Genomic DNA, 13,711 nt, shown 5'->3' on the forward strand with positions numbered 1-13,711 from the left:
GACGGCCGCAAGCACGGCGTCATGCTCGCGGAAATCGGGCGTGCTTTAATGGTTGCTACGGGTGCGGAGTGCGCCGCGAGAAAGGCTACCCCTCCACGAACTCGTCCCGCCGATACCCCTGCGCATACAGCAGCGCGGTGAGATCGCCGTGGTCGATCCGGGCCGCAGCCGCAGCCGCCACGGCCGGCTTGGCGTGATAGGCGACGCCGAGCCCCGCGGCCTGGATCATGGCGAGATCATTGGCGCCGTCGCCGACCACGACCGAGTCGATGTCGTCGAGATCGAACGACTCCATCAGATCCACCAGCGTCGCGAGCTTTGCCGCGCGGCCCAGAATCGGCTCCTTCACCTCGCCGGTGAACTTGCCGTCGCGCACGACGAGCTCGTTGGCGCGGTTCTCCTGGAAGCCGATCTTGGCGGCGACTGCGGTCGTGAACAGCGTGAAGCCGCCGGAGACGAGGCAGGTATAGGCGCCGTGGGCGCGCATGGTCGCGACCAGCTCACGGCCGCCCGGGGTCAGCGTGATGCGCTTGGCCAGCACCTCGTCGACCACGCCGGCGGGCAGGTCCTTCAGCAGCGCCACGCGCTCGCGCAGCGCCGGCTCGAACTCGATCTCGCCGCGCATGGCGCGTTCGGTGATGGCGGCGACGTGGGCCTTCATCCCGACGAGATCGGCGAGCTCGTCGATGCATTCCTGGCCGATCATGGTGGAATCCATGTCGGCGAGAAAAAGCTTCTTGCGCCGGGCGCCGACTGGCTGCACGACGATGTCGACGGGCAGGTCGCCGCGAAGCTCACGGAGCCGCTCCTCGATGGCGTGACGGTCGCCTTCGAGGTTACTGTCGGCGCCGAAGGGAATGTCGACTGCAACCCCGTCGAACAGCCAGTGCGCGGGCGCCGGCTGGGGCAGCACGGCGCGGGCGCCATCGACGATGGTCGAGTCGAGCGCGGGATTGTCGGGGTTGCAGATCAGCGTGGCGACGAGGGACATTTGAGGTTTTCGTGAGCGAGGGGCAAGTCAGCAGAAGCCATGTTGGCAAGGCCGTGCTTATCGCAGGCCCGACCGCCAGCGGCAAGTCGGCGCTGGCGCTGGAGCTTGCCCTCAGCACGGGCGGGGTCGTCATCAATGCCGATTCCATGCAGGTCTATCGCGACCTCCGCATCATCACGGCGCGTCCCACACAATTCGAGGAAGCGCGCGCGCCGCATCGCCTGTACGGTCACATCGATGCAGCCGTGAATTTTTCGGCCGGCGCCTGGGTGAGTGATGCCGCCAAGGCGCTCGACGAGGCGAAAGCGGAAGGCCGTCTGCCGATCTTCATCGGCGGCACCGGGCTTTATTTCAAGGCGCTGACGGCGGGGCTCTCCGTGGTGCCGCCAATTCCTGCCGAGATACGCGAGGACGTGCGCGCGCGGCTGGAACGCAACGGTGCGGAGGCGCTGCATGCGGAACTGGCGCGTCGTGATCCCAGCGCGGCCGGGCGATTGAACCTGCGTGACCGCACCCGGATCGCGCGTGCGCTCGAGGTGGTCGAGGCGACCGGCCGTTCGCTGCTCGACTGGCACCGGGAGGGCCAGCCTCCGCTGCTGGCGAAGGACAGTTTTCGCGCGGTGTTTCTCGCGCCCGAACGGGACGAGCTTTATGCCCGCATCGATGCCCGCTTCGACGCCATGCTGGGCGCCGGCGCGCTGAGGGAGGTCGAGCGGCTCGCCGCCAGGCATCTCGATCCGCTGCTGCCGGCGATGAAGGCTCATGGCGTGCCGGCCCTGATGCGGCATCTGCGCGGCGAGCTCAGCCTGGAGGACGCCGCAGGAATCGGCCGCGCCGACACCCGCCACTATGCCAAGCGGCAATTCACCTGGTTCCGGCACCAATTGCCTGAGTTCGAATGGGTGAAGCCCGGGGAGGCGAGGGGATGGCTCGTCGCTATCGTGAACGCGGCCCGCGACCCCGCCTGAGGCGCTTTTCTGTCCGGGTTCCCGAATTTACCTCTCGCCGAACCCGGGGAACACCGCTACACTTGCAAAATCGCGCGGGAACGGCCGCATCGCCTTGACATCCAGGCTTTGGCCGCTATGTTTCGCGCAACCTTTGGGAAGCCGGGCACCTGCCATGCGTAACATTATTACCAAACTCCTTATCGCCGTCGTACCCAGGCACACCGCCGGGGGTGGCTAGCTGCCATCCACATGACAGGCGGTGTGCATGGGCCCTCTTCGGGGCCTTTTTTATTTCCCGAACCCGACACGAACGAAGCCGCTGACAACAGCGCATCCGGAGCAAGCCAATGAGCGACAAGAGCCACGATCCGAACCAGATGACCGGCGCCGCGATGATCGTCCGCGCGCTCATCGATCACGGCGTGACCGACATTTTCGGCTATCCCGGCGGCGCGGTGCTTCCGATCTACGACGAGATCTTCCAGCAGAGCGAGGTCCAGCACATCCTGGTCCGTCACGAGCAGGGCGCGGGCCATGCCGCCGAAGGTTATGCGCGCTCGACCGGCAAGCCGGGCGTTGCGCTGGTGACCTCCGGCCCCGGCGCCACCAACATGGTGACGCCGCTCACCGACGCGCTGATGGACTCGATCCCGCTGGTCTGCATCTCCGGCCAGGTGCCGACGCATCTGATCGGCAACGACGCGTTCCAGGAATGCGACACCGTCGGCATCACGCGTCCCTGCACCAAGCACAATTGGCTGGTGCGCGACGTCAACGATCTCGCAAAAGTGCTGCACGAGGCGTTCTACGTTGCGACCACGGGCCGTCCCGGCCCCGTCTTAGTCGACGTTCCCAAGGACGTGCAGTTCGCGACCGGCACCTATCATCCGCCGCGCAAGTCCGACGTGCACCGCTCCTACGCGCCGCGCGTCAAGGGCGATGCGACGCAGATTCGCAAGGCCGTGGCGCTGCTCGCCCATGCCAAGCGCCCCGTGATCTACAGCGGCGGCGGCGTCATCAATTCCGGCCCCGAGGCGACCAGGCTGCTGCGCGAGCTGGTCGAGGTCACCGGCTTTCCGATCACCTCGACGCTGATGGGTCTCGGCGCATACCCTGCGTCGGGCAAGAACTGGCTCGGCATGCTCGGCATGCACGGCACCTACGAAGCCAACATGACGATGCATGATTGCGACGTCATGCTGTGCGTCGGCGCGCGTTTCGACGACCGCATCACCGGCCGCGTCGACGCGTTCTCGCCGGGCTCGAAGAAGATCCACATCGACATCGACCCGTCCTCGATCAACAAGAACATCCGCGTCGACGTGCCGATCATCGGCGATTGCGGCAACATCCTCGGCGACATCCTCCAGGTGTTCAAGGCGGAGGCGAAGAAGCCCGACATCAAGGCGTGGTGGCAGCAGATCGCGCAGTGGCGCGCCCGCAACTCGCTCTATTACAAGAAGAGCAACGACATCATCCTGCCGCAGCACGCGATCCAGAGCCTGTTCGAGGCGACGCGCGGCAAGGATACCTACATCACGACGGAAGTGGGCCAGCACCAGATGTGGGCGGCGCAGTTCTTCGGCTTCGAGGAGCCGCATCGCTGGATGACGTCAGGCGGTCTCGGCACCATGGGGTATGGCCTGCCGGCCGCGGTCGGCGTGCAGGTTGCCCATCCCGACAGCCTGGTCATCGACATCGCGGGCGATGCGTCGGTGCAGATGACGATGCAGGAGATGTCGACGGCGGTTCAGTACGAGCTGCCGATCAAGATCTTCATCCTGAACAACCAGTACATGGGCATGGTGCGGCAGTGGCAGCAGCTGCTCCATGGCAACCGGCTGTCGCATTCCTACTCGGAGGCGATGCCGGACTTCGTCAAGCTCGCCGAAGCCTACGGCGGCGTCGGCTTCCAGGTGCACAAGCCCGGCGATCTCGACGGTGCCATCCAGGAGATGATCTCGGTCAAGCGCCCGGTGCTGTTCGACTGCCGCGTCGCGTCGCTGGAAAACTGCTTCCCGATGATTCCGTCCGGCAAGGCGCACAACGAGATGCTGTTGCCGGAGCAGGCCAACGACGAGGCCACCGCCAAGGCTTTCGCCGGCGGCAAGGCGCTGGTGTGACGCGAGACATTTTGAGGGGACGACAATGAACCAGCCCGCATCCGCCTACTTCATCGAAGAGCGCCACGATCCGAATGAGACGCACACGCTTGCCGTGCTCGTGCAGAACGAGCCGGGCGTGCTCGCGCGCGTCATCGGCCTGTTTTCGGGCCGCGGCTACAACATCGAAAGCCTTACGGTCTCCGAAACCGAGGCCCAGAAGCACCTGTCGCGCATCACCATCGTCACCACGGGCACGCCGATGGTGATCGCGCAGATCAAGAACCAGCTCGACCGCATGATTCCGGTCTACCAGGTCGTCGACATGACCCAGACCCGGCGCTCGATCGAGCGGGAGCTGGCGATGGTGAAGGTGCGCGGGCAGGGCGAGCACCGGGTCGAGGCGCTCAGGCTCGCGGATGCGTTCCGCGCCCGCGTGATCGACGCAACGACCGAGAGCTTTGTGTTCGAGATCACAGGCAATACGGACAAGATCAATCAATATATCGACCTGATGCGCCCGCTCGGCCTCGTCGAGGTGTCGCGCACCGGTGTTGCCGCGATCGGCCGCGGGCCCGAAGGGATGTGAACCATGCTGGCGCGCGACTGGTACTATAACGAGCGGAACCGGATGGGGATCGAGCCCGCGGTGGCCTCGATCTACGACGCCCACGACGATGCCGATCTGCGGGCGCGCGCCGCGCTGAAAATGCTGGGAGTCCAGCGCGGCTGGCGCATCGCCGACATCGGCTGCGGCAACGGCGTGCTGGCGACCGAAGCCGCGCTGCTGGGTGCCGAGGTCGACGCCATCGACATCTCGCCGGCGATGCTGGCGCTTGCCGAGATCTACGCGCGTGATCGCAAGGCGCCCGTGCGCACCCAGTCCGCCGGCCTGCTCAGCTTCGCCTATCGGCCGGAATCCTACGATCTGATCGTCAGCGAATTCACGCTGCACCATTTGCCGGATTTCTGGAAGGCGGTCGCGATGTCGCGAATTTTTCGCGCGCTCAAGCCGGGCGCGAGCTTTTATCTGCGCGATATCGTCTATGCCTCCATGCCCGACGCGATCGAGCGCGACGTGGAGCAATGGGCCGACTACCACATCAAGAACCACGATTTTTCGCGCGAGGGCGTGGTGATGCATATGCGCGACGAATATTCCACCTTCGGCTGGGTGATGGAGCGGATGCTGACCGACGTCGGTTTCACGCTGGTCTCGGCCGATTACCACGCACCGATGCACGGCACGTATCGGCTGCGCAAACCAAGAGCCGGCGAGCAAGGCTAGACGACAACAACAGGGCTGCACGACAGGGCAGAACCGAGAACAACAATGAAGCCGGCCGATATCCTCATCGCCATCCTGGTGGCGATCATCTGGGGGCTTGCCTTCGTGGCAAGCCGGATCGCGCTCGACGAGTTTTCGCCGGAACTGATGACCGCGATGCGCTTTTCCATCGCCGCGCTGCCGTGCCTGTTCATCCCCAAGCCGAAAGTCGCATGGTCGCTTCTGATCGCGATCAGCTTCACGTTGTTCCTCGGTCAATTCCTGAGCCAGGCCTATGGTATCGCCCATGGCGTGCCCGTGGGACTGACCAGCGTCGTGGTGCAGAGCCAGGCCCTGTTCACCATCGGATTTGCCGCGATCGCCTTCGGCGAACGGCCGACGCCGGTCCAGACGCTCGGCATCGTCGTCGCGGCGATCGGCCTGCTCATGATCTGCGGCACGGTTGGTTATGATTTCAGTGCCGCTGCATTTGCGGTGCTGATGATCGCTCCGATCTGCTTTGCCGTCGGCAATCTCCTGCTGCGCGGCGCCCGCGGCGCGCCGATGTTCGATTTGTTCGCCTGGCTCTGCCTCACCGCCGCGTTGCCGCTGTTTGCGCTTGCACTGGTCGTCAACGGGCCAATGCCGACCTTCGAGTCGCTGATCCACATGTCGCTGACCGGCTTGATCTGCCTGCTGGTGATCGGCGCCATCTCGACCAGCATCGCCTATTGGCTCTGGGGCCGGCTGCTGCGCGACTATCCCGCTGCGCAAGTGGTGCCGTTCGCGCTGCTGGTGCCGTTCGTCGGCTCGGCCGCCTCCAGCATCGTGTTCGGCGAGCGGTTCGGACCCCTGCGGCTGGCTGGCATGCTGACCGTGATCGGCGGTATCGCGGTGATGGTGCTGGCGAAGCGGCCCAAGGCGTTACCCGAAGAACCGCTGCCGAAGACGGCGTGAGGTGAGCATGTCCCAGTCGCTATTCTACGCCTTCCTGATCTTCATGGTCGTGATGTATTTCACGCCCGGGCCGAACAACATCATGCTGCTGTCTTCGGGCCTGACCTACGGTTTCCGCCGCACCATCCCCCACATTGTCGGCGTCGTCATCGGCTTCGCCTTCATGATCGCCGCCGTCGGCCTCGGGCTCGGCTCGGTGTTCCTGGCCTACCCGATCCTCCAGACTCTCCTGAAATATGCCGGTGCGGCCTATCTCGTTTATCTTGCTGCCGTGATCGCCATGTCCGGCCCGACCAAGCCGGGTGAAGGTGATGGTCGCCGTCCGATGACCTTCTGGGGCGCAGCCATGTTCCAGTGGATCAATGCCAAGGGCTGGGTGATCGTGATCGGCACCATCACCGCCTTTGCGGCCATCGCCCAATTCCCGCTCAACATCGCGATCCAGACCCTGATCAGCCTGCTGGTGGGGTCAGTGTCGTGCGTGGTCTGGGCGCTGTTCGGTACCGCGTTGCGGCCGGTCCTGACCTCCGAGCGGCTGGTCCGCGCCTTCAATATCCTGATGGCGATCCTGCTGCTGGTCTCCCTCTACCCCGTCTTCATGGATGCATGATGCCGCAGTTTTCCATGCAGAAACGGGTTTCCCAGGGGGCTGAAAATGCTCTAGACAGCCCCCGAAATCCGCAAATTTCACTGCCAAGACCTGACCAACGGCCGATTCTGGCCACCTGAACGAGGAAACGACCCATGCGTGTTTATTACGATCGCGACGCCGACCTGAACCTGATCAAGGGCAAGAAGGTCGCCATCGTCGGCTATGGCAGCCAGGGCCACGCCCATGCGCTCAACCTGAAGGATTCCGGCGTCAAGGACGTCGCCATTGCGCTGCGCAAGGACTCGGGCTCGGTCAAGAAGGCGGAAGCCGCCGGCTTCAAGGTGATGGAAGTCGCCGAAGCCGCCAAATGGGCCGACCTCGTCATGATGCTGACCCCGGACGAGCTCCAGGGCGACATCTACCGCGAGCACCTGCACGACAACATGAAGAAGGGCGCCGCCCTGGTGTTCGCGCACGGCCTCAACGTCCACTTCAACCTGCTCGACCCGCGCGCCGATCTCGACGTGCTCATGATCGCGCCGAAGGGCCCCGGCCACACCGTGCGCTCGGAGTATCAGCGCGGCGGCGGCGTGCCCTGCCTGATCGCGATCGCCAAGGACGTCTCGGGCAACGCCCATGACCTCGGCCTGTCCTATGCTTCGGCTGTCGGCGGTGGCCGCGCCGGCATCATCGAGACCACCTTCAAGGAAGAGTGCGAGACCGATCTTTTCGGCGAGCAGGTCGTGCTCTGCGGCGGCCTGGTCGAGCTGATCAAGGGCGGCTACGAGACCCTGGTCGAAGCCGGCTACGCGCCGGAGATGGCCTATTTCGAGTGCCTGCACGAAGTGAAGCTGATCGTCGACCTGATCTATGAAGGCGGCATCGCCAACATGAACTACTCGATCTCCAACACTGCGGAGTATGGCGAGTACGTCACCGGCCCGCGCATCGTCACCGCCGAGACCAAGGCCGAGATGAAGCGCGTTCTCGCCGACATCCAGGGCGGCAAGTTCGCCCGCGACTGGATGCTCGAGAACAAGGTCAACCAGACCTCGTTCAAGGCGACCCGCGCCAAGCTCGCCCAGCACCCGATCGAGGAGGTCGGCGCCAAGTTGCGCGACATGATGCCCTGGATCAAGAAGGGCGCGCTGGTCGACAAGTCGAAGAACTAAGCCGTTGTGCCCCGGACGCAGCGCAGCACTGTGGTGTTGCGCTGCTGATCCGGGGCCCAATGCGGCTCCTGGGTCCCGGCTCGGCGCTTGTCCGGGACATGGGTAAGAATCCAAGGCATGATCGCGTGAACTTCAGGGGAGAAGATCATGCGATCTGTCGTCGTCACCGGTGCGTCCACCGGCATCGGCTGGGCCACAGCAAAATTCCTGATTGAGCGCGGCTTTCGCGTGTTCGGCAGCGTCCGCAAGCAGGCCGATGCCGACAGGCTCAAGGCCGAGCTCGGCGCCAATTTCGCGCCGCTGCTGTTCGACGTCACCGATGAGGCTGCGGTCCTTGCTGCCGCGCGAACAGTCCGCGAGGCGCTGGGCGGCGAGACGCTGGCCGGCCTCGTCAACAATGCCGGCATCGCGGTCGCAGGCCCCGTGCTCGAATTGTCGGCCGATGATTTCCGCCGCCAGATGGACATCAACGTCATCGGCCCTGTGATCGCGACGCAGGCGTTCGGGCCGCTGCTCGGGGCGGACCCGTCGCTGAAGGGGCCGAAGGGGCGGATCGTGATGATCAGCTCGGTCGCGGGCAAGAACGGCAATCCGCTGTCGGCGCCCTACTGCGCCTCCAAGCACGCCGTGGAGGGACTGTCGGAAAGCCTGCGCCGCGAATTGATGCTGTTCGGCATCGACGTCATCATCGTCGCCCCCGGCGCGGTGAAGACGCCGATCTGGAGCAAGGCCGAACAGACAGATCTGTCCGTTTACCAGAACTCGCCCTATCTGCCGGCGTTGAACAAGGTCATGGCCTTCATGATGGACCTCGGCGCGAAGGGCCTGCCGGCCGAGCGGATCGCCGAGATCGTGTTCGAGGCGCTGACAGCGGTAAGCCCCAAGGTGCGCTACCAGATCACGCCCGACCCGCTGCGCCATCTGATCGGCGCCGTACTGCCGAAACGGACGGTCGATCGCATCATCGCCAAGCGGCTCGGGCTGCTGCCGCAGGGGTGACTGACGCTCAGTTCGCCCCGGCCGCAAGCCGCGCGGCCTCCGGCCCGCGGTCGAAGCCCGACCATGCCCCGGCGACCTCCGCCGTGTGCTGATGCGCTGCAGCTTGCACCGGAAGAGCAGGTGGCGGCCCAAGACCCGAGCCGTCCAGCCTGTCCGGCCTGCGGCCCATCGCCGCCCGCGAAACATTAAGCGAAGGTCGGATCACGGCGCGCGTTGCCTGTCCTTGACCGTTCAGTTACAGTTTTATGACACGGTGCAGGCTTTCCGGCTGCGCCGGACGCCCTAGCCGCCCTTATTCCCGCCTTGGGCCGGCCAGACGGCTAGGTATCATTGCGCCGGACCAGCTGTTGCGTGTCGTCGATGGCGTCCGCGCCCAATCCAGGTCCTTCTGCCGCCACCGCCGTCCTCGCCAGCGTCGCCGCGCTCGGCATCTGGCGGCTGCTCGCGGTTGCCGCGCCGCATCTGGCCGCGCTCGCGCTGATGTACCAGACCGAGACCGATTTCGGCTCGCGCCTCTCCTTCGCGCTGGCCTGGGGCATCCTCAATTTTTTCTGGATCACGCTGCTGCGCCGGCCGGCGCTCTCCGGCGCGCTGTCGCTGACCATGGTCGTGGTGCTGGTGCTGCTGTCGCGGCTCAAGCACGACGTCGTCCAGATGACGGTCAACTTCATCGACCTGATGATGATCGACCGCGACACCGTCGCGTTCCTGTTCACGATCTTCCCGAATTTGCGCTGGTCGGTGATCCTGGCCGGCTTCGTCACGCTGCCGCTGATGTATGCGCTGTGGTGGCTCGATCCGTTCCGTATCCGCCGTCTGCCGGCGCTCGCCTGCAAGCTGGCCTGCCTTGCCGCGCTGGTCGGCTATTCGCTCTATCATCCGGACGAAGCCTGGCGCGGCTATTACGACGACGGCTATCTGTCGAAATTCTTCCGCTCCGGCGTCAGCTCCGTCTCCGATTTCGTGCAATACGGCTTCATGGAATCGGCCGCCGCGACCAACGAGCGGCTCAACATGCCGCTGGTCGATTCCTGCCATCCGGCCGGCCGCCGGCCGAACATCATCATGATCCATGATGAATCGAGCTTCGACATCCGCGCCGCCCAGGGCATCAAGGTGCCGCAGGGCTATGGCAGCCACTTCAAATCCTGGGACGGCAGGCAGCGCACGTTCCTGGCCGAGAGCAATGGCGGGCCGAGCTGGTTCACCGAATACAACGTGCTCGCAGGCCTCTCCTCGCGCTCGTTCGGCCGCTTTGCCTATTTCGTGACGCGCATCGCCTCGAACCGCGTCGAGCGCGGCCTGCCGCTAGCGCTGCGCCGTTGCGGCTACGACACGATGTCGCTCTATCCCGCCCATGGCGGCTTCATGGCCGCGCGCAGCTTCCAGATAACGACCGGCATCGAACGCTTCCTCGACGCCAAGGACCTCGGTGCCAAGGACGTCGAGCCTGACGGCTTCTTCTACGACAAGGCGCTCCAGCTGATGGGCCAGCAGCCGCCCAACAAGCCGCTGTTCACCTTCATCTATCTCGGTGCCAATCATTTCCCCTGGGAGACGCGCTTCCGTCCCGACCTGCTGCCGAACTGGCGCGCGCCGGGCAATGTGGCTTCCATCGACGAATATCTGCGCCGGCAGGCGATCAGCGCCGAGCAATACAAGGCGTTCGTCGCGGGCCTGAAGAAGACGTTCCCGGGCGAGCCCTTCCTGATCGTGCGCTATGGCGATCATCAGCCGGAGTTTGCGCCGGGTATCCTCGAGCCCGGGCTCGACGAGGGCGCTCTCGGCAAGAAGCTGGACGCCTACGATCCGCGTCTCTACGCGACCTATTATGCGATCGATGCCGTCAATTTCGAGCCGGTCAGAAGCGAGGCCGTGATGGACACGATCGACGGTCCTTATCTGCCGCTGGTGATCCAGGAGGCCGCCGGCATCCCGCTCGATCCGTCCTTCGCCGAGCAGAAGGAGATCATGCTCCGCTGCAAGGGCGTTTTCTACAGCTGCAAGGACGGCGCTGAAGCGCGGCGGCTGAACCGCCTGCTGATCAATGCGGGGATGATCAGGGGGCTGTAGCCGGCTTGCTTTGGCCGCAAGCGATACTCTTTGACCGTCCACCCTGAGGTGCTCACCAAGCGGCGTCAGATCGTAGGGTGGGCAAAGCGAAGCGTGCCCACCATCCCGTCGCGTGTGTTGAGAGACGGTGGGCACGGCGCTTTCGCGCCTTTGCCCACCCTACGAAATCCGGGCCTACCGCCCGCCTACCTTCTCCCATAGCCATTTCGCCACCGCATCCGGCGAGGAATTCGCGTCGTTGCCGCTGGCGCGTAGATTCGCCTCGCGCATGGTGGCGATGTCGATCTTGCCGAGCAGTGGCTGCAGCGCTGTCTTGAGCCGCTCGTCGCCGGCACGTTTCGGGGCCAGCAGCAGGATGGCGTCGTAGGGCGGGATCGCGTGCCTGGGATCGTCGAGCGCGACGAGATCGTACTTTGCGATCAACCCGTCGCTGGTGTAGCCGGCGATCACGTCGACTTCGCCGCTCGCAACCGCTGCATACATGAAGTCGGGCTGCATCTGGCGCTGGGCGCGGAATGAGAGGCCATAGGCCTTTTGCAGCGCCGCCCATTCCGGGCGCGAGAAGAACTCGTAGTCGCCGGCAATCGATAGCGTCGATGCGTGTGCGGCGAGATCGGCGATGGTGCGGATATGAAGCGCCTCGGCGCGCTTCTTCGGAAGCACCAGCGCATAGGCATTCTCGAAGCCGAGCTCGCCGAGCAGGGTGATGTTGTCCTTTGCCAGGCTTGTCTTCAAATCCGTCAACAGCTCTGCGCGCGGCTTGATCTCGGTGCGATGCAGCTGGTTGGCCCAGAGCGTGCCGGAATAATCGACATAGAGATCGATGTCGCCGGCTTTCAACGCCCCGAAGATCACGCTGGAGCCGAGGCCCGAGCGCGCCGTTGCGGACAGACCGGCGGCCTGGAGGCGGTCCCTCATCAACGCCGACAGCACATATTGCTCGGCGAAGGTCTTGGCGCCGACGACGTAGCCCTGCGACGAGCGCCCCATCGTCGGCACCAGCGTTGCGGCGACCAGCGCTGCGATTCCGGCCGCGCCGAGCGCGGTTCGGGCGCGGCCGCGGCGGCGCAGACCGCTCTCGATCAGGCCGAGCAGCTGATCGACGGCGAGCGCGAGCAGGGCCGAGGCAAAGCAGCCGAACAGCACGAACACCCAGTTCTGGGTTTGAAGCCCGGCGAAGATGTAATTGCCGAGGCTGGTCTGGCCGATCGGCGTCGACAGCGTCGCGGTGCCGATCACCCACACCGCGGCGGTGCGGATGCCCGCCATCATCACCGGCAGCGCCAGCGGCAGCTCGACCATGACCAGCGACTGCCGCGCCGTCATGCCGACGCCCTTGGCGGCCTCGATCAGCGCGGGATCGATACCATTGAGCCCGGTGATGCCGTTGCGCAACACCGGCAGCATCGAATAGAGCGCCAGCGCCAGCATCGCCGGCAGGAAGCCGAACGCCGAGAAGGACACGCCGAACCAGGCCAGCGTCACCGAGGCGGCCAGCAGCAGCAGCGGATAGAACAGCGCGAGCAGCGCCAGGCCCGGCACCGTCTGCACGATGCTGGCGATTGCGAGCAGGATGGCTCGCGGCGCCGGGCGGTTGCGCGTCAGCATCGCCAGCGGCAGGCTGACGGCAAGGCCGAGCGCAAGCGCGGCAAGACTCACCCGCACATGATTGCCGAGATAATCGGGCAGATGCGCCAGCGCCTCGCCCCAGCGTGGATCGGCGAGGAAGCTCATGCCGCACCGCTTTGTGGCAGCAGCGCGTTCAGCCGCTCGACCTGGCGCCGCGGCGTACGCAGCAGCTCCAGCACGTAAGCGTCGCTGCTCTTCGAGAGCGCGGCGGGGGTGCCCTGCGCGAGCAGCTGTCCGCTGTGCATCACCGCGATGCGGTCGGCGAGCAGGATCGCCTCCGTCATGTCATGGGTGATCATCACGGTGGTCAGGCCGAGCTTGCGATGCAGCGAACGATAATCCTCGCCGAGGGCATCGCGGGTCAGGGGATCGAGCGCGCCAAACGGCTCGTCCATCAGCACGATGCGGGGCCTCGCCGCCAGTGCCCGCGCCACGCCGACGCGCTGGCGCTGGCCGCCGGAGAGCGCCTCCGGCAGACGGCTGCGATGCGCGTTGCGGTCGAGCTGCACGAGACCCAGCAGCTCGTCGACACGTGCTGCGATATCGGCCGCCGGCTCGCCCAGCAGTTTCGGCGTGATCCCGATATTGTCGGCGACGCTCAAATGCGGAAACAGCCCGCCGCTCTGGAACACGTAGCCGATCCGCCGCCGCAGCGCGACCGGATCGACGCTTTGCGCGTCCTCGCCTTCGATCGTGATGGTGCCGCCATCGGCCTCGATCAGCCGGTTGGCGAGCCGCAGCAGCGTGGTCTTGCCGGAGCCCGAGCCGCCGACGATCGCCACAAACTCGCCCTCGGCGATGTCGAGCGACAGATCGTCCACGGCCTTGAGCGAGCCGAAGCTCTTGGTGACGTGGGCATAGCCAATCATCGGCCTGGACAGCATCGGGCAGGGGCTCACCTTGCTGACCCGCCCACGGAGGGAGGGAATGAGAAGACCCATGCGTAGCACGCTTGGCGCCTTGATTGAACTTGGCCGCG

12 protein-coding genes are annotated in these 13,711 nt (G+C 65.3%); 9 read left to right on the forward strand and 3 right to left on the reverse strand.

Annotation, left to right across the window (positions count from 1 at the left end):
- Positions 1-85 precede the first annotated feature (85 nt).
- Positions 86-991 (reverse strand): phosphoserine phosphatase SerB, encoded by a 906-nt coding sequence (gene serB, locus XI04_RS12540; RefSeq protein ID WP_271610252.1) that lies wholly within the window; start codon positions 989-991, stop codon positions 86-88.
- An 11-nt stretch (positions 992-1,002) separates the two neighbouring features.
- On the opposite strand from serB, the gene miaA reads away from it, so the two are divergent.
- The 9 genes from miaA to XI04_RS12585 all read left to right on the forward strand — a co-directional run bounded on the left by miaA (position 1,003) and on the right by XI04_RS12585 (position 11,103).
- Positions 1,003-1,959, forward strand: a complete 957-nt coding sequence (miaA, locus tag XI04_RS12545) for a tRNA (adenosine(37)-N6)-dimethylallyltransferase MiaA (RefSeq protein WP_028145449.1) — start codon at positions 1,003-1,005, stop codon at positions 1,957-1,959.
- A 329-nt stretch (positions 1,960-2,288) separates the two neighbouring features.
- Positions 2,289-4,064: an acetolactate synthase 3 large subunit gene (locus XI04_RS12550; protein ID WP_038947617.1), complete on the forward strand. Its 1,776-nt coding sequence runs from the start codon at positions 2,289-2,291 to the stop codon at positions 4,062-4,064.
- Between the two features lie 25 nt (positions 4,065-4,089).
- Positions 4,090-4,632 (forward strand): acetolactate synthase small subunit, encoded by a 543-nt coding sequence (ilvN, locus tag XI04_RS12555; protein ID WP_028145447.1) that lies wholly within the window; start codon positions 4,090-4,092, stop codon positions 4,630-4,632.
- Between the two features lie 3 nt (positions 4,633-4,635).
- Complete coding sequence (locus tag XI04_RS12560) at positions 4,636-5,331, forward strand: class I SAM-dependent methyltransferase (protein WP_271623703.1); 696 nt, start codon at positions 4,636-4,638, stop codon at positions 5,329-5,331.
- 45 nt (positions 5,332-5,376) lie between these two features.
- On the forward strand, positions 5,377-6,267 hold the full coding sequence (locus tag XI04_RS12565) for an EamA family transporter (RefSeq protein WP_271610251.1): 891 nt from the start codon (positions 5,377-5,379) through the stop codon (positions 6,265-6,267).
- 7 nt (positions 6,268-6,274) lie between these two features.
- Positions 6,275-6,877 (forward strand): LysE family translocator, encoded by a 603-nt coding sequence (locus XI04_RS12570; RefSeq protein WP_271610250.1) that lies wholly within the window; start codon positions 6,275-6,277, stop codon positions 6,875-6,877.
- A gap of 134 nt (positions 6,878-7,011) precedes the next feature.
- Complete coding sequence (gene ilvC / locus XI04_RS12575; protein ID WP_028145443.1) at positions 7,012-8,031, forward strand: ketol-acid reductoisomerase; 1,020 nt, start codon at positions 7,012-7,014, stop codon at positions 8,029-8,031.
- A 147-nt stretch (positions 8,032-8,178) separates the two neighbouring features.
- A complete protein-coding gene (locus XI04_RS12580; protein WP_095426106.1) occupies positions 8,179-9,030 on the forward strand; it encodes an SDR family oxidoreductase in 852 nt (283 codons plus the stop codon).
- Between the two features lie 360 nt (positions 9,031-9,390).
- On the forward strand, positions 9,391-11,103 hold the full coding sequence (locus XI04_RS12585) for a sulfatase-like hydrolase/transferase (RefSeq protein WP_028145441.1): 1,713 nt from the start codon (positions 9,391-9,393) through the stop codon (positions 11,101-11,103).
- A gap of 174 nt (positions 11,104-11,277) precedes the next feature.
- Here the strand turns inward: XI04_RS12585 and XI04_RS12590 are convergent, their stop codons facing one another.
- Together XI04_RS12590 and XI04_RS12595 are read right to left on the reverse strand one after the other, a co-directional pair.
- On the reverse strand, positions 11,278-12,837 hold the full coding sequence (locus XI04_RS12590; RefSeq protein WP_271610249.1) for an ABC transporter permease/substrate-binding protein: 1,560 nt from the start codon (positions 12,835-12,837) through the stop codon (positions 11,278-11,280).
- The gene (locus tag XI04_RS12595; RefSeq protein ID WP_028145439.1) at positions 12,834-13,616 is read right to left on the reverse strand and encodes an ATP-binding cassette domain-containing protein; all 783 of its coding nucleotides are present in this window, start codon (positions 13,614-13,616) and stop codon (positions 12,834-12,836) included. The genes XI04_RS12590 and XI04_RS12595 overlap by 4 nt, the downstream gene beginning before the upstream one ends.
- Positions 13,617-13,711: the final 95 nt, after the last annotated feature.

This window comes from Bradyrhizobium sp. CCBAU 11430, from assembly GCF_028128855.1.
Lineage (GTDB): Bacteria > Pseudomonadota > Alphaproteobacteria > Rhizobiales > Xanthobacteraceae > Bradyrhizobium > Bradyrhizobium ottawaense.

Coding starts and splice junctions, on each gene's coding strand:
- serB (WP_271610252.1), bottom strand. CDS start 991: ATGTCCCTCGTCGCCACGCTGATCTGCAACCCCGACAATCCCGCGCTC.
- XI04_RS12550 (WP_038947617.1), top strand. CDS start 2,289: ATGAGCGACAAGAGCCACGATCCGAACCAGATGACCGGCGCCGCGATG.
- ilvN (WP_028145447.1), top strand. CDS start 4,090: ATGAACCAGCCCGCATCCGCCTACTTCATCGAAGAGCGCCACGATCCG.
- XI04_RS12560 (WP_271623703.1), top strand. CDS start 4,636: ATGCTGGCGCGCGACTGGTACTATAACGAGCGGAACCGGATGGGGATC.
- XI04_RS12565 (WP_271610251.1), top strand. CDS start 5,377: ATGAAGCCGGCCGATATCCTCATCGCCATCCTGGTGGCGATCATCTGG.
- XI04_RS12570 (WP_271610250.1), top strand. CDS start 6,275: ATGTCCCAGTCGCTATTCTACGCCTTCCTGATCTTCATGGTCGTGATG.
- ilvC (WP_028145443.1), top strand. CDS start 7,012: ATGCGTGTTTATTACGATCGCGACGCCGACCTGAACCTGATCAAGGGC.
- XI04_RS12580 (WP_095426106.1), top strand. CDS start 8,179: ATGCGATCTGTCGTCGTCACCGGTGCGTCCACCGGCATCGGCTGGGCC.
- XI04_RS12585 (WP_028145441.1), top strand. CDS start 9,391: ATGGCGTCCGCGCCCAATCCAGGTCCTTCTGCCGCCACCGCCGTCCTC.
- XI04_RS12590 (WP_271610249.1), bottom strand. CDS start 12,837: ATGAGCTTCCTCGCCGATCCACGCTGGGGCGAGGCGCTGGCGCATCTG.
- XI04_RS12595 (WP_028145439.1), bottom strand. CDS start 13,616: ATGCTGTCCAGGCCGATGATTGGCTATGCCCACGTCACCAAGAGCTTC.